21 protein-coding genes are annotated in these 22,380 nt (G+C 71.3%); 9 read left to right on the forward strand and 12 right to left on the reverse strand.

Annotation, left to right across the window (positions count from 1 at the left end; all coding sequences use genetic code 11):
- Positions 1-199: 199 nt before the first annotated feature.
- Genes dapF through ACLQ27_RS26635 form a run of 3 tightly spaced genes read right to left on the reverse strand, consistent with a single transcriptional unit; the run spans position 200 to position 2,731 of the window.
- Entirely contained in the window at positions 200-1,057 is an 858-nt protein-coding gene (gene dapF, locus ACLQ27_RS26625) for a diaminopimelate epimerase (protein ID WP_357499076.1), read from the reverse strand.
- 7 nt (positions 1,058-1,064) lie between these two features.
- Positions 1,065-1,997, reverse strand: a complete 933-nt coding sequence (gene miaA / locus ACLQ27_RS26630; RefSeq protein WP_357499074.1) for a tRNA (adenosine(37)-N6)-dimethylallyltransferase MiaA — start codon at positions 1,995-1,997, stop codon at positions 1,065-1,067.
- Positions 1,994-2,731, reverse strand: a complete 738-nt coding sequence (locus ACLQ27_RS26635; protein WP_357499072.1) for a class III extradiol dioxygenase subunit B-like domain-containing protein — start codon at positions 2,729-2,731, stop codon at positions 1,994-1,996. Before ACLQ27_RS26635 ends, miaA begins: the two co-directional genes overlap by 4 nt.
- Positions 2,732-2,932: 201 nt before the next feature.
- On the opposite strand from ACLQ27_RS26635, the gene ACLQ27_RS26640 reads away from it, so the two are divergent.
- The 3 genes from ACLQ27_RS26640 to ACLQ27_RS26650 all read left to right on the forward strand — a co-directional run bounded on the left by ACLQ27_RS26640 (position 2,933) and on the right by ACLQ27_RS26650 (position 8,479).
- Entirely contained in the window at positions 2,933-4,141 is a 1,209-nt protein-coding gene (locus ACLQ27_RS26640) for a DUF349 domain-containing protein (protein ID WP_234591447.1), read from the forward strand.
- Positions 4,142-5,258: 1,117 nt separating this feature from the next.
- Positions 5,259-6,878, forward strand: a complete 1,620-nt coding sequence (locus tag ACLQ27_RS26645; protein ID WP_425869226.1) for a cellulase family glycosylhydrolase — start codon at positions 5,259-5,261, stop codon at positions 6,876-6,878.
- 236 nt (positions 6,879-7,114) lie between these two features.
- Positions 7,115-8,479: a cellulose binding domain-containing protein gene (locus tag ACLQ27_RS26650; RefSeq protein WP_425869228.1), complete on the forward strand. Its 1,365-nt coding sequence runs from the start codon at positions 7,115-7,117 to the stop codon at positions 8,477-8,479.
- 46 nt (positions 8,480-8,525) lie between these two features.
- Here ACLQ27_RS26650 and miaB read toward each other — a convergent pair whose 3' ends face one another.
- Positions 8,526-10,025, reverse strand: a complete 1,500-nt coding sequence (gene miaB, locus ACLQ27_RS26655; protein ID WP_425869230.1) for a tRNA (N6-isopentenyl adenosine(37)-C2)-methylthiotransferase MiaB — start codon at positions 10,023-10,025, stop codon at positions 8,526-8,528.
- 56 nt (positions 10,026-10,081) lie between these two features.
- Between miaB and ACLQ27_RS26660 the strand changes: the two genes are divergently transcribed.
- Entirely contained in the window at positions 10,082-10,339 is a 258-nt protein-coding gene (locus ACLQ27_RS26660) for a DUF2277 family protein (protein ID WP_425869232.1), read from the forward strand.
- 149 nt (positions 10,340-10,488) lie between these two features.
- On the opposite strand, the gene ACLQ27_RS26665 is transcribed toward ACLQ27_RS26660, so the two are convergent.
- Both ACLQ27_RS26665 and selD read right to left on the reverse strand, forming a co-directional pair.
- Entirely contained in the window at positions 10,489-10,968 is a 480-nt protein-coding gene (locus tag ACLQ27_RS26665) for a hypothetical protein (RefSeq protein WP_234590785.1), read from the reverse strand.
- Between the two features lie 239 nt (positions 10,969-11,207).
- The gene (gene selD, locus ACLQ27_RS26670) at positions 11,208-12,197 is read right to left on the reverse strand and encodes a selenide, water dikinase SelD (RefSeq protein ID WP_234590783.1); all 990 of its coding nucleotides are present in this window, start codon (positions 12,195-12,197) and stop codon (positions 11,208-11,210) included.
- A gap of 194 nt (positions 12,198-12,391) precedes the next feature.
- On the opposite strand from selD, the gene ACLQ27_RS26675 reads away from it, so the two are divergent.
- The 4 genes from ACLQ27_RS26675 (at position 12,392) to ACLQ27_RS26690 (ending at position 15,834) form a co-directional block, all read left to right on the forward strand.
- Positions 12,392-13,147 (forward strand): amino acid ABC transporter ATP-binding protein, encoded by a 756-nt coding sequence (locus tag ACLQ27_RS26675; protein WP_357497840.1) that lies wholly within the window; start codon positions 12,392-12,394, stop codon positions 13,145-13,147.
- A 57-nt stretch (positions 13,148-13,204) separates the two neighbouring features.
- Positions 13,205-14,140 carry a glutamate ABC transporter substrate-binding protein gene (locus ACLQ27_RS26680; RefSeq protein WP_357497843.1) on the forward strand — a complete coding sequence of 312 codons (936 nt, stop codon included), beginning with the start codon at positions 13,205-13,207 and terminating at the stop codon, positions 14,138-14,140.
- 79 nt (positions 14,141-14,219) lie between these two features.
- Positions 14,220-14,876 carry an amino acid ABC transporter permease gene (locus ACLQ27_RS26685; RefSeq protein ID WP_234590776.1) on the forward strand — a complete coding sequence of 219 codons (657 nt, stop codon included), beginning with the start codon at positions 14,220-14,222 and terminating at the stop codon, positions 14,874-14,876.
- 85 nt (positions 14,877-14,961) lie between these two features.
- Complete coding sequence (locus tag ACLQ27_RS26690) at positions 14,962-15,834, forward strand: amino acid ABC transporter permease (RefSeq protein ID WP_425869235.1); 873 nt, start codon at positions 14,962-14,964, stop codon at positions 15,832-15,834.
- 64 nt (positions 15,835-15,898) lie between these two features.
- Here the strand turns inward: ACLQ27_RS26690 and rny are convergent, their stop codons facing one another.
- The gene (rny, locus tag ACLQ27_RS26695) at positions 15,899-17,665 is read right to left on the reverse strand and encodes a ribonuclease Y (RefSeq protein WP_425869237.1); all 1,767 of its coding nucleotides are present in this window, start codon (positions 17,663-17,665) and stop codon (positions 15,899-15,901) included.
- A gap of 827 nt (positions 17,666-18,492) precedes the next feature.
- Between rny and ACLQ27_RS26700 the strand changes: the two genes are divergently transcribed.
- A complete protein-coding gene (locus ACLQ27_RS26700; protein ID WP_425869239.1) occupies positions 18,493-19,089 on the forward strand; it encodes a hypothetical protein in 597 nt (198 codons plus the stop codon).
- A 30-nt stretch (positions 19,090-19,119) separates the two neighbouring features.
- On the opposite strand, the gene ACLQ27_RS26705 is transcribed toward ACLQ27_RS26700, so the two are convergent.
- From ACLQ27_RS26705 to ACLQ27_RS26725, 5 genes are all read right to left on the reverse strand, one after another.
- On the reverse strand, positions 19,120-19,254 hold the full coding sequence (locus ACLQ27_RS26705; RefSeq protein ID WP_357497850.1) for a hypothetical protein: 135 nt from the start codon (positions 19,252-19,254) through the stop codon (positions 19,120-19,122).
- Positions 19,255-19,383: 129 nt separating this feature from the next.
- The gene (locus ACLQ27_RS26710) at positions 19,384-20,211 is read right to left on the reverse strand and encodes a 3-keto-5-aminohexanoate cleavage protein (protein ID WP_357497852.1); all 828 of its coding nucleotides are present in this window, start codon (positions 20,209-20,211) and stop codon (positions 19,384-19,386) included.
- Positions 20,212-20,242: 31 nt separating this feature from the next.
- Positions 20,243-20,932: a regulatory protein RecX gene (locus tag ACLQ27_RS26715; RefSeq protein WP_357576208.1), complete on the reverse strand. Its 690-nt coding sequence runs from the start codon at positions 20,930-20,932 to the stop codon at positions 20,243-20,245.
- A 14-nt stretch (positions 20,933-20,946) separates the two neighbouring features.
- A complete protein-coding gene (gene recA, locus ACLQ27_RS26720; protein ID WP_234590751.1) occupies positions 20,947-21,993 on the reverse strand; it encodes a recombinase RecA in 1,047 nt (348 codons plus the stop codon).
- 184 nt (positions 21,994-22,177) lie between these two features.
- On the reverse strand, positions 22,178-22,378 hold the full coding sequence (locus ACLQ27_RS26725) for a DUF3046 domain-containing protein (protein WP_145784952.1): 201 nt from the start codon (positions 22,376-22,378) through the stop codon (positions 22,178-22,180).
- Positions 22,379-22,380 lie beyond the last annotated feature (2 nt).

Here is a 22,380-nt window from a genome sequence, read left to right on the forward strand (position 1 = left end):
GGGCGCTAGGCGAGGGAGGCCCCCGACCGGGTCGTTTCCCTCCTTTGCTCTGCTTCACCCCGCGCAACACCTGATGTCCGGTTATCGGACACCGGGTGTTGCGCGGGTTGAAGCAGAGCAAAGGGCCGACAGCAGCGGCCGGTGAGCGGCCGGTGAGCAGAAGTTGGCCGCCGGCGCGCAGCCGGGTGCGCGGCCGGCCTCAGCGCCCGGGCGCAGCGGACAGGATGGAGAGGTCGACCTCGCCGGTTGCGACCAGGACGGCCGGGCCGGACAGCCAGCACGAGGTCTCGGTGACCGTCACCGTCAGGCGGCCGCCGGGCACGTCCACGGCGACCACGCCGGTGTCCCGGCCGGCGTCGCGCAGGGCCACCGCGCCCACCGCGCAGGCGCCGGTGCCGCAGGACAGGGTCTCGGCGCTGCCGCGCTCGTACACCCGCATCAGGGAGTGCCCGTCGGTGCCGTCGACCGGGTCGCCCGCCACGATGAACTCCACGTTCACGCCGGCCGGGAAGACCTCCGGGTCGAACCCGGGCGCGACGGTGAGATCCAGCGCGGCCAGTTCCACGCCGGCCGGCAGGACGCAGACCAGGTGCGGGTTGCCGATGTCCACAACCGTGCCGGGCAGGGTCAGACCGCCCAGGGTGGCGGTCGAGGAGTCGTACACCTGGGGGCGGCGCATCTCGACGGACACGGCGTCGCCCTCGACCAGCGCGCGCACGACGCCGGCCCGGGTGGCCACCGGCAGCGCCGCGCCGGCCGGCGTGGCCAGTTCTTTGTCCAGCAGGTAGCGCACGAAGACCCGCGCGCCGTTGCCGCACATCTCGGCGAACGAACCGTCGGCGTTCCAGTAGTCCATGAACCACTCGGCCTCGCCGGCCAGCCCGGCGCCGTCCGGATGCTTGGCCGCCCGGACGACCCGCAGCACGCCGTCCGCGCCGATGCCCCGCCGCCGGTCGCAGAGCGCCGCGACCAGCTCCGGAGTCAGGTCGAGCTGACCGTCCGGGTCGGGCAGGAGGACGAAGTCGTTGCCGGTGCCGTGGCCCTTGGTGAACTCCACGCCCCCATCATCGCGCAGCGGCCGGCACCAGACGCAGCGCGGCCCCGATCAGGTCCGGAGTCGCCGAATCCAGCCAGTGGATCCGCTGGTCGCGCCGGAACCAGGACCGCTGCCGGCGCACGAAACGCCGCGTCGCCCGGACGGTCTCGTCGTGCGCCTGCGCCTCGGTCAGCTCACCGTCGAGCAGGCGCAGCACCTGCTGGTAGCCGAGCGCCCGGCTGGCCGTCCGTCCCTCGGCCAGCCCCCGACCCACCAGCTCGCGGGTCTCGGGCACCAGACCGTCGGCCCACATCCGGTCCACCCGCAGCGCGATCCGCTCGTCCAGCAGCCCGGTGTCCAGATCGACGCCCAGCTGCACCGACGGGTAGTACGGAGTCGGTTGCGGCAACGACGCGGCGAACGGCGCACCGGTCAACTCGATCACCTCCAGGGCCCGCACGATCCGCCGGCCGTTGCCGGGCAGGATGCCCTCGGCGGCCACCGGGTCGGCGGCGCGCAGCCGCGCGTACAGCGGCGCGGGGCCCACCTCGGCCAACTCCCGCTCCAGCCGCTCGCGCAGCGCCGCGTCGGTGCCGGGGAACTCGAAGCGTTCGAGCACCGCCCGCACGTACAACCCCGAGCCACCCACCAGCAGCGGCACCCGACCTCGGGACAGGATGTCGTCCACCGCCGCGCGGGCCAGCCGCTGATACTCCGCGACGCTGGCCGGCTCGGTGACCTCCCAGATGTCGAGCAGGTGATGCGGCACCCCCTCCCGCTCCGCCGGGGTCAGCTTGGCGGTGCCGATGTCCATGCCCCGGTAGAGCTGCATCGAGTCGGCGTTGACCACCTCCCCGTCCAGCGCGTGCGCGAGCGCGATGCTCAACGCCGACTTGCCCGCCGCCGTCGGACCGACCACCGCCACGACCGTGCCGGCCGGGACTGCCGCACCGCCGGTCACGCCCGCTCCCAGGACGCCACGAAGTAGGCCACACCGTAGGGGGCCGAGTCGTGCAGCAACTCGCCGCGCCACCCGCCGCCGCTCGACCGGGCCGCCTCGGCGAGCACCTGCCAGGACGCCCGGCCGGCGACCTTCAACTGCGCCGACAGACCCGCGTCCAGGTCGCGCAGGACGTCCAGGTCCGCCCCGGCCAGGGCCGCGGCGACCCGCTTGTCGTACGGGAGGGAGCGCTGGTCGTCGTACCCGGGGGCCTTCTCCCCCCGGCAGGCCGACCCGTCACCGAGCACCAGCAGCGCCACCCGGTCACCGGCCGCGGCGACCTGCTCGGCGAGCGCGGCCACCTCCACCGGCCCGGCGTCGGCGGTCACCTGCACGGCGGTCACCGGCGCGGCCGTCACCGGCGCGGCGGGGCGTTCGGCGTGCCGGGCCAGCAGCCACGCGCCGACAGTCAGGCTCAACGGCAGCACCGCGCCGCGGTCCGGCTGACCGGGGACCAAGGGCACGTCCAGGTCGACGCCCCAGGGTTGGAGGGACCCGGAGGCCGGGGGCCGGATCGGGCCTGTCGACGGGCCGACGCCGAGCAGCACCACCGCGTCCGGGTCGGCTGCCAGCAGTCGGCGTACGGCGAGGTCACAGGCCGCGCGCAGGTCGTCCAGTTCGCTGGCGGCGGCACCGGCAACCTCCGGCACGAGCAGGGGCGGATGCGGGCAGACAGCGGCGGCGACCAGTGGCACCCGTTCACCGTAGCGGGAACGCCCGGTGCGTCTCCGCGCCGATCCGGTCAATCAGGCTCTAGGACACCGTATGGTCACGGTCGGCGATAGGCGCTCGACGGGGACCGGGTCGGACCTGTGACAATGCCGGAAGTAACTTGGCTGCGCCGTGGCGGCGACGGGGGATGGCTCCCTCGACGCCGGGAGAACGAGGATGGGCACATGAGCGACTGGACTGCCTTCGGACGGGTGGACGCGGACGGCACCGTTTACGTCAAGACCTCCGAGGGCGAGCGGGTGGTCGGATCCTGGCAGGCGGGAGCACCGGAGGAGGGTCTCGCGCACTTCGCACGCCGCTTCGCCGACCTGGTCACCGAGGTGGACCTGACCGAAGCACGACTCAACTCGGGCGCGGCGGACGCCGGGAACTCGTTGAGCACAATTCGGCGGATCCGCACCACGCTGCCCGAGGCCCACGTGGTCGGCGACATCGACGCCCTGGCCGCCCGGCTGGACAAGCTGGCGACACTTGCCGAGGAGAAGGCCACCGAGGCGCGCGCCGCCCGGGACGCCGCCCGCGGCGAGGCCCTGGCCCGCAAGACCGCGCTGGTCGAGGAGGCCGAGAAGCTCGCCGCCGAGTCCACCGGCTGGAAGACGGCAGGTGACCGGCTCAAGGAGATCCTCGACGAGTGGAAGACCATTCGCGGGGTCGACAAGAAGGCCGACGGTGAGCTGTGGAAGCGGTTCGCCGCCGCACGGGACGGCTTCACCCGGCGTCGGGGCGCCCACTTCGCCTCCCTGGACGCGACGCGCAAGCAGGCGCAGACCGTCAAGGAAGAGCTGGTCGCCGAGGCCGAGAAGATCAAGGACTCCACCGAGTGGGCGGCCACTGCCAACCAGCTCAAGGAGCTGATGACGCAGTGGAAGGCCGCCCCGCGTGCCTCCAAGGAGGCCGAGCAGAAGCTCTGGGAGCGGTTCCGGGCCGCGCAGGACGCCTTCTTCAGCCGGCGCAGCGAGGTGTTCTCCGCGCGGGACAACGAGCAGCGCGGCAACCTGGAGCGTAAGCAGGCCCTGCTGGCCGAGGCCGAGGCCCTGGACATCGACGCCGACCCGAAGGGCGCCCAGGCCAAGCTGCGGGAGATCCAGGCCCAGTGGCACGAGGCCGGCCGGGTGCCCCGCGAGGCGGCCGCCGGGCTGGAGCGCCGGCTGCGTGTCATCGACGACAAGGTCCGCGACGTGATGGACTCGGCGTGGCGCCGCACCACCAAGGAGGACAACCCGCTGCTCGCCCAGATGCGGGCGCAGGTTGCGGAGGCCGAGGAGCGGCTGGCCCGGGCGCAGAGCGCCGGGGACGCGCGCCGGATCAAGGACGCCGAGCAGGCACTCGCCGCCAAGCGGCAGTTCCTCCAGCTCGCCGAGCAGGCCGGCTGACCTGAGACCGTCGGAGAGCCCCCGGTCCCGTGCGGGACCGGGGGCTCCACCGTGTCCGGCGCTCACATCCGCACCCCCGCGCCCCGCGCGCACCCCGTCTTTCTCCCTCCGGCCCCACGTGCCGCGCCCCCGCACCCCACGTGCCGCGCCCCCGCACCCCACGTGCCGCGCCCCCGCACCTACGTGCCGCGCCGCCGCGCCCCGCGCCCGCGCCGCTACGCCCCGCGCCCGACCTGCCGCCGCGCCGCGCCGCGCGACCCGTGTCTCGTGCCCCGCGTGAAGATCCACGCAACTTCCCGGATGTTGCTGCCTCCGGCGCGCGGGAGACAGCAACATCCCTGATATTGCGCGGATCTTGGTGACGGGCGCGCGCTCCATGGCCGGGAGCGGGGTCGGGGGTGCCCGCAGGCATCAAGGTCACGCTCGATCCAGGATGTAGTGGCCACCGAACGCGGGGATGCCACTACATCCATGTTCGAGCGTGATCATGAGGTGGGGGCCCGGCACGCGGGGGCGGGGCGTGCGCGCGTGGAGGCCCAACGGGTGGAGGCGGGGCGTGCGCGGGCGAGCAACGCACGCAGCCGAGCAGCGCACGGGGGCGAGCAACGCACGCAGCCGAGCGGCGCACACGGCCGGGCGGCGCACACGGCCGGGCTGGGCACACGGCCGGGCTGAGCGGGCGGGCGCGCGGGTGCGCGGGTGCGCGGGCGGGCGGGTGCGCGGGCGGGCGGGTGGGTGCCGCGGGCGGGGCTGGGCGGGTGCGCGGGCGGAGCGGGTGCGCGGGCGAGCGGCGCACGCCACCGAGCAGCGCGCTCGGGCGGGCTGGGCGGGGGCGCGGGCTGGGCGGGGGCGTGGGCTGGGCGGCGGGCCTTGCAGTTGACGCATTGAGGCGGGCTGATGAGAATGGGCGACGGAGCCAGGTAGGGCCACCGGGACGAGGGCGACGACGGCGGGGCTCCGCTGTCGAGGATCGGCCGGTGAGCGTTCGCGAGTGTCCCCGTCCGCGTGACATGGACCGTCGCGCACTGTCCGCGTACCCCAAAGGGGCCGTGACGTGCCGACGGTAGCTCGCCCGCGCGGCCCTTGGCCGGCGCCGGGCCTTTGAAGTGGAGCACGAATGTTCCGTCCCAAAGCTCTCGGCGGTGCGCTGACCGCGCTCGCCACCGTCGCGGCCGGCGTGTTCATCGCCGCCGCCGTCAGCACCACCCCGGCCTCCGCCGCGGGGACCGGCACCGGCTATCTGCACACGAACGGCAGTCAGATCGTGGACAGCACCGGCGCCACGGTCCGGTTGACCGGCATCAACTGGTTCGGCATGGAGACCGACAACAAGACCTTCCACGGGCTCTGGTCGAGCAATCCGTGGCGGGGGCAGCTCGACACGATGGCCCGGCTGGGCTACAACACGTTGCGGGTGCCGTACTCGAACGACGCGCTGAAGGCGGGCGCGACGGCCACCGGGATCAACGACTTCGTCAACCCGGACCTGATCGGGCTGTCGCCGTTGCAGATCCTGGACAAGGTGATCGACTACGCCGGCAGCAAGGGGATGCGGATCATCCTGGACCGGCACCGGCCGACGTCGGCCGGGCAGTCGCCGCTGTGGTACACGTCGACGGTCTCCGAGGCGACGTGGATCAACGACTGGAAGATGCTCGCCCAGCGGTACGCGGGCAACCCCACCGTGATCGGTGCGGACCTGCACAACGAGCCGCACGCCGAGGGCACCAACCCGGCGGCCACCGGCGCGTGCTGGGGCTGCGGTGACACCGCGCGGGACTGGCGGCTCGCCGCCGAGCGGGCCGGCAACGCCATCCTCGGTGTCCAGCCCAACTGGTTGATCTTCGTGGAGGGGGTGAGCTGCCCCAGCGGTGGTCTCTCCAACGTGTGGGACAACGACCCGAGCAACGACGAGGACTGCGGCTGGTGGGGCGGCAACCTGTCCAAGGCCGGCCAGTTCCCGGTACGGCTGAACGTGGCCAACCGGCTGGTCTACTCGCCGCACGAGTACGCCACGTCGGTCTACCGGCAGACCTGGTTCGACGCCCCCGACTACCCGGCGAACCTGCCGGCCATCTGGGACAAGTACTGGGGTTACCTGTACAAGCAGAACATCGCGCCGATCATGATGGGCGAGTTCGGCAGCACCCTGGCCGACCCGAAGGACAAGGTGTGGCTGGAGAAGTTGATGGCGTACACCGGCACCGGGGTGACCGGCATGTCCTTCACCTACTGGTCGTGGAACCCCAACTCGGGTGACACCGGCGGCATCGCGTTGGACGACTGGACGAACATCAACACCACCAAGCAGGCGATCCTCCAGCCGTACCTGATCGCGCCGTCCGGTGGCGGACCCACCGGCGGGCCGACGGGTGGACCGACAGGCGGACCGACCGGCGGGCCGACCGGCGGGCCGACGAGCGCGCCTCCGGGCGCCTGCACGGCCACCTACCGGCAGGTCAACGCCTGGCAGGGCGGCTTCCAGGGTGAGTTGACGGTCAAGAACACCGGTACGGCAGCGGTCAACCCGTGGACCGTCACCTGGAGTTGGCCGTCCGGCGTGACGCTTGGCAGTGGCTGGAACGCCACAGTCACCCAGTCGGGCACGACTGTCACCGCCGCCGCGCCCAGCCACGCGCCGTCGCTGGCGGCGGGGGCCTCGGTCACCGTGGGCTTCACCGCCAACGGCACGGCCAGCGCCCCGGCGACCGTGAAGCTCAACGGCGCCAGCTGCTGAGTCGCGAGGGTGGCCGGCGCCCCCGTGGGGGGCGCCGGCCACCCCGAGCATTTACATCCAGGTCCTTCTATGTTCTCATCGGGAAAGCGCTTGCCTCCGTAGTGGTCGGCGCGAGCGCGGGAGCCGCTTTCACCGAACTGCACCGGCGGACCCGAGACCCCGTGGGTCCCGGCCACCTCGCCGCCCACGGGCATGGGCGTCGCGACGGTCCGTCCGCCTCATCGAGAGGAAGCAGCATGCGCACACCACAGCGTCGGATGACGCTGCTCGCCACCACCGCCGCAGCCACCGCGGCCCTGGTCACCGGCGGGCTCCTGACCGCCGTCTCGGCCCAGGCGGCCGCCGGCTGCCAGGTCGCCTACTCGGTCGCCAGCCAGTGGCCGGGCGGATTCACCGGCAACGTCACCGTCATCAACCTCGGCGACCCGGTCTCCGGCTGGACGCTGCGCTGGTCGTACGGGGCCGGTCAGCAGGTCAGCCAGGCGTGGGGCGCCACCGTCACCCAGAGCGGCAGCCAGGTCTCCGCCACCAACGTCGACTACAACGGCACCCTGGCCACCAACGGCAGCACCTCGTTCGGCTTCAACGCGAGCTGGAACTCCAGCAACCCGGACCCGACCAGCTTCACCCTGAACAACGTGGCGTGCACCGGCGGCACCACCACCCCGACCACCCCGGGCACGCCGACAACCCCGCCCACCACCCCGCCGATCCCCAGCCAGTCGCCGCCCAGCGTTCCGCCGCAGACCGGTCTGGTCGGCTGGGCCACCCAGAACGGCGGCACCACCGGCGGTGGCGGCGCCCCGGCCACCACCGTCTCCAACGCCTCGGCGTTGACCAGCGCACTGAACGCCACCGGCTCCGCCGTCATCCGCGTCTCCGGCACCATCTCCTGCTCGGGAATGCTGCGGGTCCGGTCGAACAAGACCATCCTCGGCAACTCCGGCGCGACGATCGTCGGCTGTGGACTCAACGTCAGCGGTGACCGCAACGTCATCATCCGGAACCTGACCTTCCGGGACTGGAACGACGACGCGATCAACGTGCAGGAGTCGGCCACCAACATCTGGATCGACCACAACACCTTCAGCAACGGGTACGACGGCGCGGTCGACATCAAGCGCGGATCGGACTTCGTCACGGTGTCGTGGAACCGGGTCTTCAACCACGACAAGACCATGCTGCTCGGCCACAGCGACGACAACGGCGCGCAGGACACCGGCCACCTGCGCGTGACGTACCACCACAACTGGTTCGACGGCAGCAAGCAGCGCAACCCGCGGGTGCGCTTCGGCAACCCGGTGCACGTCTACAACAACTACTACCGGGCCAACACCGGCTACGGCGTGGCCTCCACCGAGAACGCCGGGGTGCTCGTCGAGGGCAACTACTTCGAGAACGTCCCCGACACATACCACCTCGGTGAGGCCGACTCCGGGCCGGGCCGCCTGGTGGCCCGCAACAACTACTTCGTCAACTCGCCGGCCGGGCAGACCGGCGGCAGCGTCGCCAGCATCCCGTACTCGTACCAACTGGACACGGCGAGCAACGTCAAGTCCGTCGTGACGGCCGGCGCCGGCGCCGGTCGCATCACGGTCTGACCGTGAGTCGGTCGGGGTCCGCCGTGCCGGCGGGCCCCGGCCGGGGTCAGTGCGCGGCGCAGCCGCCGGTGGGCGCGGGCGCGACCGCCGGTGCGCCGATCGTGGGCAGGCCCAACAACACCCCGGGGGTACGCGGAGAGCGCCCCGCCTCGGCGGCGTCGCCGGCCCGCGTGCGCCGGTGCGACAGCGGCGCCCCGTCCGCGTTGAGGTGATGCGGCGCGGCGTACGTGACGGTGGTGTGCACGATGTCGCCGGGCCGGATCGACCCGGCGAAACTGCCGGCGTCGAAGTGGACGAGCCGGCCGTCGCGGGCCCGGCCGGACAGCCGCCCGGTCCGCTCGTCCTTGCGACCCTCGCCGACCGCGACCAGCACCTCGACGGGCTCCCCGACCAGACGCTTGTTCTCCGCCCAGGAGATCTCCTCGACGGCCGCGATCAGCCGCTCGTACCGCTCCTGCACGACAGGCTTGGGCAACTGGCCGTCCATCGTCGCGGCGGGAGTGCCGGGGCGCTTCGAGTACTGGAAGGTGAAGGCCGAGGAGAACCGGGCCTCGCGCACCACGTCCAGCGTGCGCTGGAAGTCGGCCTCCGTCTCGCCGGGGAAGCCGACGATGATGTCGGTGGTGATCGCCGCGTCCGGCATCGCCGCGCGGACCTTCTCGATGATCCCCAGGTACCGCTCGGAGCGGTACGACCTGCGCATCGCCTTGAGCACGTCGTCGGAGCCGGACTGCAACGGCATGTGCAGCGAGTGGCAGACGTTCGGTGTCTCGGCCATCGCGGCGATCACGTCGTCGGTGAAGTCCTTCGGGTGCGGGCTGGTGAACCGGACCCGCTCCAGGCCGTCGATCTCACCTGTCGCGCGCAGCAGCTTGCCGAACGCGTACCGGTCGCCGAACTCGACGCCGTAGGAGTTGACGTTCTGCCCGAGCAGGGTCACCTCCAGCACGCCCTCGTCCACCAGTGCGCGCACCTCGGAGAGGATGTCGCCAGGACGGCGGTCCTTCTCCTTGCCGCGCAGAGAGGGCACGATGCAGAACGTGCAGGTGTTGTTGCAGCCCACCGAGATCGAGACCCAGCCGGCGTACGTGGACTCGCGGCGGGTCGGCAGCGTGGATGGGAAGACGTCCAGCGACTCCAGGATCTCCACCTCGGCGGCGGCGTTGTGCCGGGCCCGTTCCAGCAGCACCGGCAGGGCACCGATGTTGTGCGTGCCGAAGACGACGTCCACCCAGGGCGCCCTGCGGACGATCTCGCCGCGGTCCTTCTGCGCCAGGCAACCACCGACGGCGATCTGCATCCCCGGGTGCTTGTCCTTCACGGGGCGCAGATGACCGAGGTTGCCGTAGAGACGGTTGTCCGCGTTCTCCCGCACCGCGCAGGTGTTGAAGACGACGATGTCCGGGGTGTCGTCGGCCTGGGGCGCGCGCACGTAGCCGGCCTGTTCGAGCAGGCCGGAGATGCGCTCGGAGTCGTGCACGTTCATCTGGCAGCCGTAGGTGCGCACCTGGTAGGTGCGCGGGCTGCCCGCCGCTGCGGTAGTCATGACCAGGACAGCGTATCCGGGTCGACCGGATCACCCCGAACCGAGGAGGACCCGACATGTGCCGAAGCATCAAGACGTTGCGGGAGCCGTTCACCCCGCAGGTGACCGAGGCGGACATCGAGGCGGCGGCGTTGCAGTACGTCCGGAAGATCTCGGGCTTCCGGGCGCCCGCCGCGCACAACGCCGCCGCGTTCGAGGCCGCGGTGGCCGCCGTGACGGAGGCCACCCGCACCCTGCTCGACCAGCTGGTCGTGCGGGGTGGCGGGTCGGGCGCCGCCGACCGGCCGGCCGCCGCCACCACCGGGCGCGGCTGACCACTTCGGCGCACCGACACCGGCCCGGGTTGGCTCGGCACCTGCCGGCCCGGCTCGCCCCGGGGACCGGCCCGGGTTGGCCGGCACCTGCCCCGGCCCGGCTCACCCTGGCACCGGCCCGGCACCGGCCCGCCTGGCTGGGTGCCGCGTCAGGCTGCGGCGAGCACCGGTGCGACGGTGTCGGGTGCCCAGCGCGAGCGGTGACACTGCGACCAGCCCCGGCAACCCGGATCACCCAGCGTGCACAGCCGGTGCCGACTGAGCACCTCGCCGTCGTCGGTGTCCCGGACGTCGAAGTGCACCGGGCGGACCGTCCCGTCCGGTGCGACGAGCAGGTGCCGACCGGCGTCGAGCGTGTCGTCGCGCAGTAGGCAGTTGCGGCCCAGCAGGCGGGCCAGCGCGGCGATGCTGGCGTGCTCGGAGAGCCGGTCGGGCACCCCGTAGCAGTCGACCACCGTCGAGAACTCGCCCGGCGCCTGCCAGACGTCACACACCACCGCGTACGCCGGCAGTCGGGCCGGATCCGCCACTGCCAGCGGCATCACCACCCGACCGAGCGCCTCGGCCAGCGCCGGGTAGACCTCCACGGGTCGTACCCGATCGATTCTCCAGTTCCACAGCTCGGTCATTCCGCCTCCTCGCTGCGTTCGTCCCACCGGCCTCCGGATCGGGCCTTACTGACGATGGTGGGGGGCATATGACCCCAGCCGGGGGCAAGTTACCGGTCTGTGACCATTCCGGGCAAAATTTCCCTGAGCGGCATTGCTCGGAGTAGCGGGAAGGTGACAGTTTATCGGCTATCGTGCGCCATCCGAACCACCGGGACCGCGTGTCCCGGCACCGCCACCGGGCCTTTCCGCCGCGCCGGTCAGCGCAGGACGACCAGGTGCTCCCCGCGGGGCAGCAGCTCGCCCACCACCGGCGCTCCCGGCAGCTCACCGGCGACCAGCAGGCCGCCGGAGGTCTGCGCGTCGGCCAACAGCAGCCGCTCACCCTCGTCCGCCGCGCCGAAATCCGTCCAGGGGGTGACCCACTCCAGGTTGCGACGGCTGCCGCCGCTGACGTACCCGTCGCGCAGCGCCTCCCGCGCACCGGCCAGGTACGGGACCCGGGCGGTGTCGATGGCCACCGTGAGCTGACTGGCACGGGCCAGCTTCGACGCGTGCCCGAGCAGGCCGAAGCCTGTCACGTCGGTGCCGCACCGGATGCCGGCGGCGACCGCCGCGCGGGCGGCGTCCCGGTTGAGCGCGCTCATCGAGGCGACCGCCTCCGGGAAGGTCTCACCGGTGGCCTTGTGCCGGGTGTTGAGCACGCCCACCCCGAGCGGTTTGGTCAGCGACAGCGGCACTCCCGCGCGGCCGGCGTCCAGAGTGATCAGTTCCTCCGGGCGGACGGTGCCGGTGACGGCGAGACCGTACTTCGGGCCGTCGTCGTCCACGCTGTGCCCACCGGCCAGGTGACAGCCCGCCTCCCGGGCCACGTCCTGACCGCCGCGCAGCACCTCGCGCGCCAGCTCCAGCGGCAGCACGTCGCGCGGCCAGCAGAGCAGGTTGAGCGCCACCAGCGGGATGCCACCCATCGCGTACACGTCGGACAACGCGTTGGCCGCGGCGATGCGCCCCCAGTCGTACGCGTCGTCGACGACCGGGGTGAAGAAGTCCGCGGTGCTGACGATGCCGGTCCGCTCGTCCAGTCGGACCACCGCGGCGTCGTCGCCGTGGTCCAGGCCGACCAGCAGCTCAGCGGTGCCGGTGGCCGGGCCAAGGCCAGCCACCATGACCTCCAGCTCGCCCGGCGGGATCTTGCAGGCGCAGCCACCGCCGCGCGCGTAACGGGTCAGCCGTACCGGTTCCGTCATCCCTCCATGATCTCGGCAAGCCCGCGCGGACGCCACAGTTGCGGCCCGGTGGTGACCGAAATCGGACGCCCGACAACGATCGGGGCCGGTGTTACCGCTCCGTGACCAACTGAGTTGCGTTCCGCCACTTCACGCCGCCTACAGTTGCCCAACCGGGGGTCAACCGACCCCGATCCGGGGAGACGACAGGGACGGTGGACGACGTGACGACGGGCGAACCGCTCATCGTGCTGGACGCGGTCAACAAGTGGTTCGGGCCGCTGCACGTGCTGGACGACGTCTCGCTGTCGGTGGGTCGGGGCGAGGTGGTCGTGGTGATCGGCCCGTCCGGCTCCGGCAAGTCGACGCTGTGCCGCGCCATCAACCGACTGGAACCGATCAACTCCGGCACCATCACCTTCGACGGTCAGCCGTTGCCGGCCGAGGGCAAGCCCCTCGCCAGGCTGCGCAGCGAGGTGGGCATGGTCTTCCAGTCCTTCAACCTCTTCGCTCACAAGACCATCCTGGAGAACGTCACCCTCGGGCCGATCAAGGTCCGCAAGGAGAAGGCCTCCGTGGCCCGCGAGCGCGGCCTGGCCCTGCTCGACCGGGTCGGCATCGCCAACCAGGCGGACAAGTTCCCCGCCCAGCTCTCCGGCGGTCAGCAGCAGCGGGCAGCGATCGCCCGCGCCCTGGCCATGCAGCCCAAGGCGATGCTGTTCGACGAGCCGACCAGCGCCCTGGACCCGGAGATGGTCGGTGAGGTGCTGGACGTGATGACCTCGCTGGCCAGCGACGGCATGACGATGGTCGTGGTCACCCACGAGATGGGTTTCGCCCGGCACGCCGCCAATCGGGTCATCTTCATGGCCGACGGCAAGCTCGTCGAGGACGCCTCCCCGGCGGAGTTCTTCGCCAACCCGCGCAGTGAGCGGGCCAAGGACTTCCTCTCCAAGATCCTCACGCACTAGGCGTCCGTAGTGGAGCGTGCCGTACAACGGCGGGCTCCGTTGAAGAAGGAGAAGAGTATGCGTATGAAGCGCGTGGCGGCGGTCGCCATGATGGCGTCGCTCGCCCTGTCCGCCGCGGCCTGCGGCAAGGACGGTGAGCCGACGCCGAGCGCCGGTGGGAACGCCTCCGGTGGCGCCCAGGCCGACACCTGCAAGAGCTCCGGCGCGACCTTCACCCCGAAGACGGACGCTGCCGTCGCCGGCAGCCCGACCTTCGAGAAGATCAAGGCGGCGGGCAAGGTCTCCATCGGCGTCAAGTTCGACCAGCCGAACCTCGGCTACAAGGACGCCCAGGGCAAGCGGTGCGGCTTCGACATCGAGATCGCCCAGTACGTGGCCAGCACGCTCGGCGTCGACCCGGCGAAGATCGAGTACAAGGAGATCGCGTCGGCCAACCGGGAGACCGCGATCAAGGGTGGTGAGGTCGACTACTACGTCGGCACCTACTCGATCACCGACAAGCGCAAGAACGACATCTCCTTCGCCGGCCCGTACTTCGTCGCCGGCCAGGACCTGCTGGTCCGCAAGGACGAGTCGGCGATCACCGGCAAGGACGCGCTCAAGGGCAAGAAGGTCTGCTCGGCCACCGGCTCGACCCCGATCCAGAAGGTCCGCGACGAGGGTCTGACCGAGGCGAACAACATCGTCGAGTTCAAGACCTACTCGGAGTGCGTGTCGCAGCTGCTCGACAAGAAGGTCGACGCCGTCACCACCGACGACGCCATCCTCAAGGGCTACGCGGCGCAGAACCCGGACGAGCTGAAGGTGGTCGGCCAGCCGTTCAGCACCGAGAAGTACGGCATCGGCCTGCCGAAGGACGACAAGGCGCTGCGCGACTACGTCAACGACCAGATCGAGGCCGCCTTCACCAACGGCACCTGGCAGAAGATCTACGACGGCACGCTCGGCCTGTCCGGCTCGGCGGGCACCCCGCCGAAGGTCGAGCGGTACTGATCGTCCGGCTCGACACGAGTTGCGGCGCCGGGCGGGGCTCGTCCCCGTCCGGCGCCCGTCCGAGGACTGAGAGCGAGGCATGGGCGAGTTCTTCCGCGTACTGACGGACAACGGGCAACTGTTCGTCGACGGGTTCACCAACACCGTCAAACTTTTCCTGATCGCCGCGGTCGGCAGCCTCGTCCTCGGCACGCTGCTCGGCGCGATGCGGGTGTCCCCCGTGCCGGCCCTGCGGGCGTTCGGTGCCACGTACGTCAACCTGGTGCGCAACACCCCTCTGACGCTCGTCTTCGCGTTCCTCGTGTTCGCGGTGCCGAAGCTCGACGTCAACATCGACTACTTCCCCAGCGCCGCCATCGCGCTGACCGTCTACACCTCGGCGTTCGTCTGCGAGGTGATCCGCTCCGGCGTCAACACGGTCGCCGCGGGCCAGGCCGAGGCGGCCCGCGCGCTGGGCATGACCTTCGGTCAGGTGCTCACGCTCATCGTGCTGCCGCAGGCGTTGCGGGCGATGGTCCCGCCGATGATGAGCGTGTTCATCGCGATGCTGAAGAACACCACCATCGCCGCCGGCTTCTCGGTGCTGGAAGCCGGCGCGATCCCGGCGTACATGGCCGAGCGGGGCGAGCCGCAGTTCGCCGTCCTGCTCTGGATCACCATCGGCTTCCTGATCCTGATCCTGCCGCTGGTGGCGCTGCAGCGGTTCCTCGAACGCAAGTGGCGGGTGGCCCGATGAGCCCCGCGGTCGCGAACGGAAGGTGCGCGGTGAGCGCGAGGAGTGAGCTTGCGAGCCCCGCAGTCGCGAACGGAAGGTGGCTGAGTTGAGCCAGGCGTCGATCCTCTACGACCTGCCCGGGCCCCGCGCCAAGCGGCGCAACGCGATCCTGGGCGTCGCCTCCACCGTCGGCATCATCGCCCTGCTCGCCTACATCGGTTACAAGTTCTACGACACCGGCCAGTTCGAGGCTCGCAAGTGGGAGCAGTTCCAGTACTCCTCGGTGCAACGCGAACTGCTCGGCGGCCTGTGGGCGACGCTGAAGGCGGCCGGCATCGCCGCCGTCCTGGCCCTGCTCTTCGGCGCGGTCTTCGCCAGCGGCCGACTGAGCGACAAGTGGATCCTGCGCGCACCGTCGACCTTCGTGGTGGAGCTGTTCCGGGCGATCCCGCTGCTGATCCTGATCTTCTTCGGCTACTACGTCCCACTGCAGTACGGCTGGTCGATCGACAAGCTGTGGGCGCTGGTCATCGGGCTGATGCTGTACAACGGCTCGGTCCTCGCGGAGATCTTCCGGGCCGGCATCAACGCGGTGCCGTACGGGCAGACCGAGGGCGCGTACGCGATCGGCCTGCGCAAGAACCAGGTGCTGCGGCTCATCCTGCTGCCGCAGGCCGTCCGGTCGATGCTCCCGGCGATCGTCAGCCAGCTCGTGGTGCTGCTCAAGGACACCGCGCTGGGCTTCATCATCACGTACCCCGAGCTGCTGTTCGCCGGGAAGCAGATCGGCGGCCGGTTGCCGTTCGGACTGCCGTACGTGCCGACGTACCTGATCGTGGCGGCCGTCTACATCACCATTTGCGGCGCCCTGTCGATCCTGGCCTGGTGGTTGCAGAAGCGGATGGGCCGCACTCCGCGGACGGCGGCGAAGGTGCTGCCCGCCCAGAGCGTCGGCGAGGACTCCGCCCGGATGATCTGACGGGACCAGCGGAACGAGTGACGGGCGGGTGGCCACAGCCACCCGCCCGTCGTCTGTTTCGGGATCAGCGAGCGATCTCGGTGACCCGGGACTCGCGGACCACGGTGACCCGGATCTGACCCGGGTAGGTCAGCTCCTCCTCGATCTGCTTGGCCACGTCGCGGGCCAGCACGGCCGCCCCGATGTCGTCCACGTCGTCGGGCTTGACCATCACCCGGATCTCCCGGCCGGCCTGCATGGCGAAGACCTTGTCCACGCCGAGCTTCCCGGCCGCGATCTCCTCGATCCGCTCCAGGCGCTTGACGTACGCCTCCAGGCTCTCCCGGCGCGCGCCCGGCCGACCGCCGGAACAGGCGTCGGAGGCCTGGGTGAGCACGGCCTCGATGGTCTGCGGCGGCACCTCGTTGTGGTGCGCCTCGATGGCGTGCACCACGTCCTCGTGCTCGCCGTACTTGCGGGCCAGGTCTGCGCCGATGATGGCGTGGCTGCCCTCGACCTCGTGGGTGAGCGCTTTGCCGATGTCGTGCAGGAACGCCGACCGCTTGATGGTGGGCACGTCCAGTCGCAGCTCGGCGGCCATGATGCCGGCGATGTGGGCGGTCTCCACCAGGTGCTTGAGCACGTTCTGCCCGTACGAGGTGCGGTAGCGCAGCCGACCCAGCAGGGTGACCAGCTCCGGGTGGATCTCGGTGATGCCGACCTCGACCAGGGCGTCCTCGGCGGCGCGCAGGCAGAGCTGCTCTACCTCCTGCCGGGCCAGGTCGTAGACCTCCTCGATCCGGTGCGGGTGGATCCGTCCGTCCAGCACCAGCTTCTCCAGCGTGAGCCGGCCGACCTCGCGGCGGACCGGGTCGAAGCAGGAGAGCAGCACCGCTTCCGGGGTGTCATCGATGATCAGGTTGACCCCGGTCACCGACTCGAAGGCGCGGATGTTGCGCCCCTCCCGGCCGATGATGCGGCCCTTCATCTCGTCGCCCGGCAGATGCAGGACGCTGACCACGCTCTCGGCGGTCTGCTCGCTGGCCACCCGCTGGATCGCGTCCACCACGATGTGTCGGGCCCGCTGCTCGGCGGTGCTGCGCGCGTCGGACTCGATGTCGCGCACCAGCAGCGCCGCCTCGCGCTTGGCCTGCGTCTCGATCGCGTCGATCAGCTCCAGCCGCGCCGACTCGGCGGTGAGACCGGCCACCCGCTCCAGCTCCCGGCGGCGCAGCTCCTCGACCTCGGCCAGCTCGGTCTCGCGCTGGGCGAGCGCGGACTCCCGAGCCGCGAGGGCGGCGCTCGCCGCGGTGAGCTGCCGCTCCCGCTCGGCGAACCGCTCCACCTCCTCGGTGTGCAGCCGCTCCCGCTCGTCCATCCGGGCCGCCCGGCGCTCCACCTCGGCGGCCTGCTCCCGGGTCGTGGCGGCGAGCACCGCGACCTCCCGCTCGCCGCTGCGACGCGCCGCCGTGCGCAGCTGCTCGGCGTCCGCCTCGGCCTGCTTGTGCGCCCGCTCCAGCACGGTGTCCGCCTCGGCACGGGCGTCGTCGAGCACCCGTCGGGCCTCGGCCCGGGCCGCCTTCGCCTCGGCCTTCGCCGCCGCCGCCTCGGCACGAGCGGCGGAGGCCGCGGACTTGGCCACATCGATCGTGCTGTTCGCCTGGTCGGCGGCGTTGCGCAGGGCAGCCAGGGACTGTTCCTGACGGTCCTTCTCCGCGATGAAGGCGGGATCCTCCGGGGCCGGCGCCGCGCCCATCCGACGCAGTGTCCGAATGCCGACCAGCACCGCCCCGACCACGACCACCGCGAGGATCAGGACGGCCGCGAGAAGCACGACGTCGAGGGCGTTCATGCCGGGACCCCGCTGGGTCTACCGGTGAACCTGTGCCGCCGCCCCGCCATGGCCGCCTCCCCTGAACGTCAAGACCGCAGCGACTGTGCCCGAGGCACACTCCTGCGGCTGTGGACGCCCGACCGGAGCGGCTGGCCGTGGGTAGCTCTCTCCGCCGGCGGTGCCCTCGGGCATCGTCGGCGACCGGGTGCAGTTGTCGCGGAGTGCCGGACCGGCCAGTCCGGAACTGCCGCCAAAGGCCGCGGAGTCGGCCAAAGTGATGCTGTTCTGTTACGAGATCTATGTTGTGCGCTTAGCCTGCGCTGGTCGGGCAATGTGAGCCTGTATGGCGAGGCTAGGTCGCCGAGGGCGGTCTGGTCAAGGACTCATGATCAAACCCCCCGAACGGAGAGAAGTTGCAGCGTCACGCAAAGCTGATGTCGTGTCGGACACGGCAGGACAAACGCGGCGAGCCGACGCCCCCGATTCGGATGTCGTGCCTGTTCAGCGGTAGCGGCACCCCCCGCCCGGCGCCGACGTGGTGATACTGGTGACCTGCGGAGTCGCGAACCTCGCTCGACCTACCCGATCCCGACGCGACCCGCCGCGCAGTGCCCCAAGATCGCGCTCAACCCCCGCGCAGTGGCCCAAGATCGCACGCGACCCGCACACAGCCCGCAAGATCGTGCTCGATCCTGGATGTAGTGCTCTCAGCGGCGCGGTGATGCCCCTACATCCTGGATCGAGCACGATCATCCGCCTCGGTGCATGCAGGGTGGTACAGACGCGAGCACAGACCGTGCCGCTGGCGGATTGTCGATCATCTGAAGGTCCCCTACCGTCCAGGCATGACGCGAAGGCTGCTCCTGTTCATGGGCGTGTTGGCGCTGTCGTTCGGTGCCGTGGTGGTCTTCGCGAACTGGCGACCGACCATCGACTCCGCAAGCCGGTCGGATGACACGCCAGCGCTCAAGCCTGGTGAACGGACCACCACCGCAGACGGGCGTATGAGCTTCACCGCGCCGGCAGGCTGGACGACGCGCCCCTGCCCGCCACGGGAAGACCCGGCCTGTGCCCAGGTCTCGCCGAAGGGCGGGGGCGAGGGCGACGTGGTCATGCTGATGATCACAGCGCCGAACCCGGTGGAGGGCTCACCGATGGATCTGTTCCTCGTCGACGACCCCGTCATCGTGCCTTCGGATCCGGCGGTCCAACGATTCACGCTCGACGGCGCGAAGGCCGTCCGGCTCGACTCCTACAAGCTCCCTCCTGAGCCGATGGCGAGCATGGATGAGATGCCCGGCGTCAGTGACGTGACGGTCTTCGGTGTCGTTCCCGACGCCACCGACGAGTTCATGATCATGTGTCGGCACGGCGTACTGCCGGCGGCGCAGATGCGGGCGGGCTGCGACCTGATCGTGGAAAGCTTGCGTTTCCCCCGCTGACCGACCTCCGGAGTTCGGCGGTCGCACCGCTCACTCGATCGGGCGACTTCCGGGCTCCAGAGCGCCCTCGGCGTTGGCGAGCGCGTCGGCGTCGATCTTGCTCGGCGCACTCGGCCGCCTCGGCGCTCTGCGCGGCGAGCCGTCCTTCACCGCCCGGATGGCCACGCCGGGCGGCCTCACCGTCGGCCCGACGCCGCGAACCGCCTCAAGATCGTGCTCGATCCTGGAAGTAGTGGCCTCACCGGCGCGACGATGCCCCTACATCCTGGATCGAGCACGATCATCCGCGGCGGCTCAGCTGGCGCCGGCTGCCAGCGCGGCGGTGACCAACGCCGCGTTGCCCGGTGCCGTTGTGCCGTCGGGCAACAGGAGTGTGTCCTCCAGCCCGATCCGGGTGTGCAGCCCACGGCTGACCGCCTCGACGAGCACCGCCCAGGTGGCCGGACCCTCGGCGTGCAACAGCACAGGCGGAGTCCCCGCGGTCTCCGGCGGCGACCCGTCCGGCAACCCCGACCCCTGTGGCACGCCGGGCATCCCCGCCGACCCCGGCACCCCGTCCGGCAACCCCGACCCGTGTGGCGCGGCGGGCGTCCGCGCGGGCGGCGGCAGCGCGGCGAGGATCCGCGCCGCATCGGCAAGCGCGACGACCGGCTCCTGCGCCATGCACTCGACGAGGATCCGGCCGGCCGGCACCCGCCAGGACCGGTACGCCTGCACGGCGTCGACAGTCCAGAGCCCCACCTCGACGAGCACGCCACGCTCATGCAGCGCGGTGGCGACCGCCTCGGCGCCGGGCTCGTGCGCGTTCACCGAGGCGAAGTCGGGCAGCACCGACCAGGAGCGGACGGCTGCCACCCGGGCGGCCGGGTCCGGTTCGATCCAGGCCCCGGTGCTCACCCCCACCGGCAGCCCCGGTCGGGCCGCACGGATCGCGGTCAGCGCGTCGGCGATCACCGTCGGGTGCAGTGACTCGACACCGGCCGCGTTCCTGGGGTGGACGTGCACGGCCGCGACGCCCAGCGCGGCGCAGCGGGCCGCGTCGGCCGCCAACTCCGCCGGGGTCACCGGCACGGCCGGATGGGCGGCACGACTGCGCTGGCCGTTCAGACACGCTTTCACCATCGGGTCACCCCCACCGCACCCACCGCGCCACTCAGTCGAGCGGACGGCTGTCGCGCTCCAGATCGCCCTCGGCGTCGGCGAGCGCGTCGGCGTCGATCTGCTCGGCGAACTCGGCCGCCTCGGCGCTCTGCGCGGCGAGCGCGTCCTTCACCGCGCGGATGGCCACGCCGGGCGGATAACCCTTGCGGGCCAGCATGCCCACCAGCCGGCGGAAGACCGCGTCTGGCTCACCCCGGGCGGTGCGTAGCTTGCGCTCCACGAGGGCGCGGGCGGTTGCGGACTCGGTCTCCTCGTCCAGCTCGCCGAGCGCCTCGGTGGCCACCTCGCCGTCGACACCCTTGCGGCGCAGCTCGTTGGCGAGCGCTCGGCGGGCCAGGCCACGACCGGTGTGCCGGCTGGACACCCAGGCGCGGGCGAACGCGGCGTCGTCGATGATGCCGACCTCGTCGTACCGGTCCAGTACCTCGGCCGACACCTCCTCGGAGATGCCCCGCTTGGCCAGCGCCCCGGCCAGCTCGGCGCGGGTACGCGGACGGACGGCGAGCTGGCGGAGGCAGATCTCGCGGGCCACCTCGGACTCGTCGCGCGGCGTGGACGCCTGCTCCTCCGCCGACGGTTCGGCCCGGCGGCCCCGGCGGGGACGCGGCGGATCGGCGGCGTCGCCCGTACGAGGCGGACTGGCATCCCAGCCCCGCCCCGTACGGGCGCGTCGTCCTGCCATGAGTCAGCGACCCGTCAGAAGTCGACAGGCGGCAGCTCGGGGCCACCGGCGGCGTCGCTCGCGCCAACCCCGACGCCGAGCTTCTCCAGGATCTTCTTCTCGATCTCGGCGGCCACGTCCGGGTTCTCCTTCAGGAACTCCCGGGCCTTCTCCTTGCCCTGGCCGAGCTGGTCGCCGTCGTACGTGTACCACGCTCCGGACTTGCGGATGATCGCCTGCTCCACGCCGACGTCGATCAGCGAGCCCTCACGCGAGATGCCCTTGCCGTACATGATGTCGAACTCGGCCTGCTTGAACGGCGCGGCCACCTTGTTCTTCACAACCTTGACCCGGGTGCGGTTACCGACCACGTCGGTGCCGTCCTTGAGGCTCTCGATGCGTCGCACGTCGAGCCGGACCGAGGCGTAGAACTTCAGCGCCCGACCACCGGTGGTGGTCTCCGGGCTGCCGAACATCACGCCGATCTTTTCGCGCAGCTGGTTGATGAAGATCGCCGTGGTGCCGGTGTTGCTGAGCACACCGGTGATCTTCCGGAGCGCCTGGCTCATCAGCCGGGCCTGGAGGCCCACGTGGCTGTCGCCCATCTCGCCCTCGATCTCGGCGCGCGGCACCAGGGCCGCCACCGAGTCGATCACGATGATGTCGATCGCGCCGGAGCGGATCAGCATGTCCGCGATTTCCAGCGCCTGCTCGCCGGTGTCCGGCTGAGAGACCAGCATCGCGTCGGTGTCGACACCGAGAGCCTTCGCGTACTCCGGGTCGAGCGCGTGCTCGGCGTCGATGAAGGCGGCGATGCCGCCGGCCCGCTGGGCGCTGGCCACCGCGTGCAGCGCCACAGTCGTCTTACCGCTGGACTCCGGGCCGTAGATCTCGACCACCCGGCCCCGTGGCAGGCCACCCACGCCGAGCGCGACATCGAGCGCGATGGAGCCGGTCGGGATCACGGCGGTCTGGACGACCGGCCGCTCCCCCAGCCGCATCACCGAGCCCTTGCCGAATTGCTTGTCGATCTGAGCGAGAGCAAGGTCGAGTGCCTTCTCCCGGTCAGGCCCTGCTGCCATGGTTGCCACCCCTGCCTTCGCCGGCGTCTTTGCTGAGCTTCGCGTCACGCGGACACGCTAGGCGCTAGGTCCGACAGAAAACCAGCCGACGGGCCGCGAGCTGTGGACGAGCACCCCGCTGTGGACAATAGCCGAACAGGTGTACGACTCGACAAGCGACACGCGGAACCGACGAAAAGGCTGCTCAGCGTAGTCGCGCGGGTACGCGGTCGGGATATGCGGCGCACACCGCCCGCCACACCACGTTCGTCCGCTCACCCGATGCCAACGCCTGCTCGATGGTCCGGCCGTCGAGCTGGGACAGCACCTGATCCCGGGCGATGCTTGCCGCGTAGCCCGGCCCGAACGCCTCCTCCAACCGCGCCCAGAAGTCGGTCAGCCGCACGT

The organism is Micromonospora sp. DT63 (assembly GCF_049841615.1).
Taxonomy (GTDB): Bacteria; Actinomycetota; Actinomycetes; order Mycobacteriales; family Micromonosporaceae; genus Micromonospora.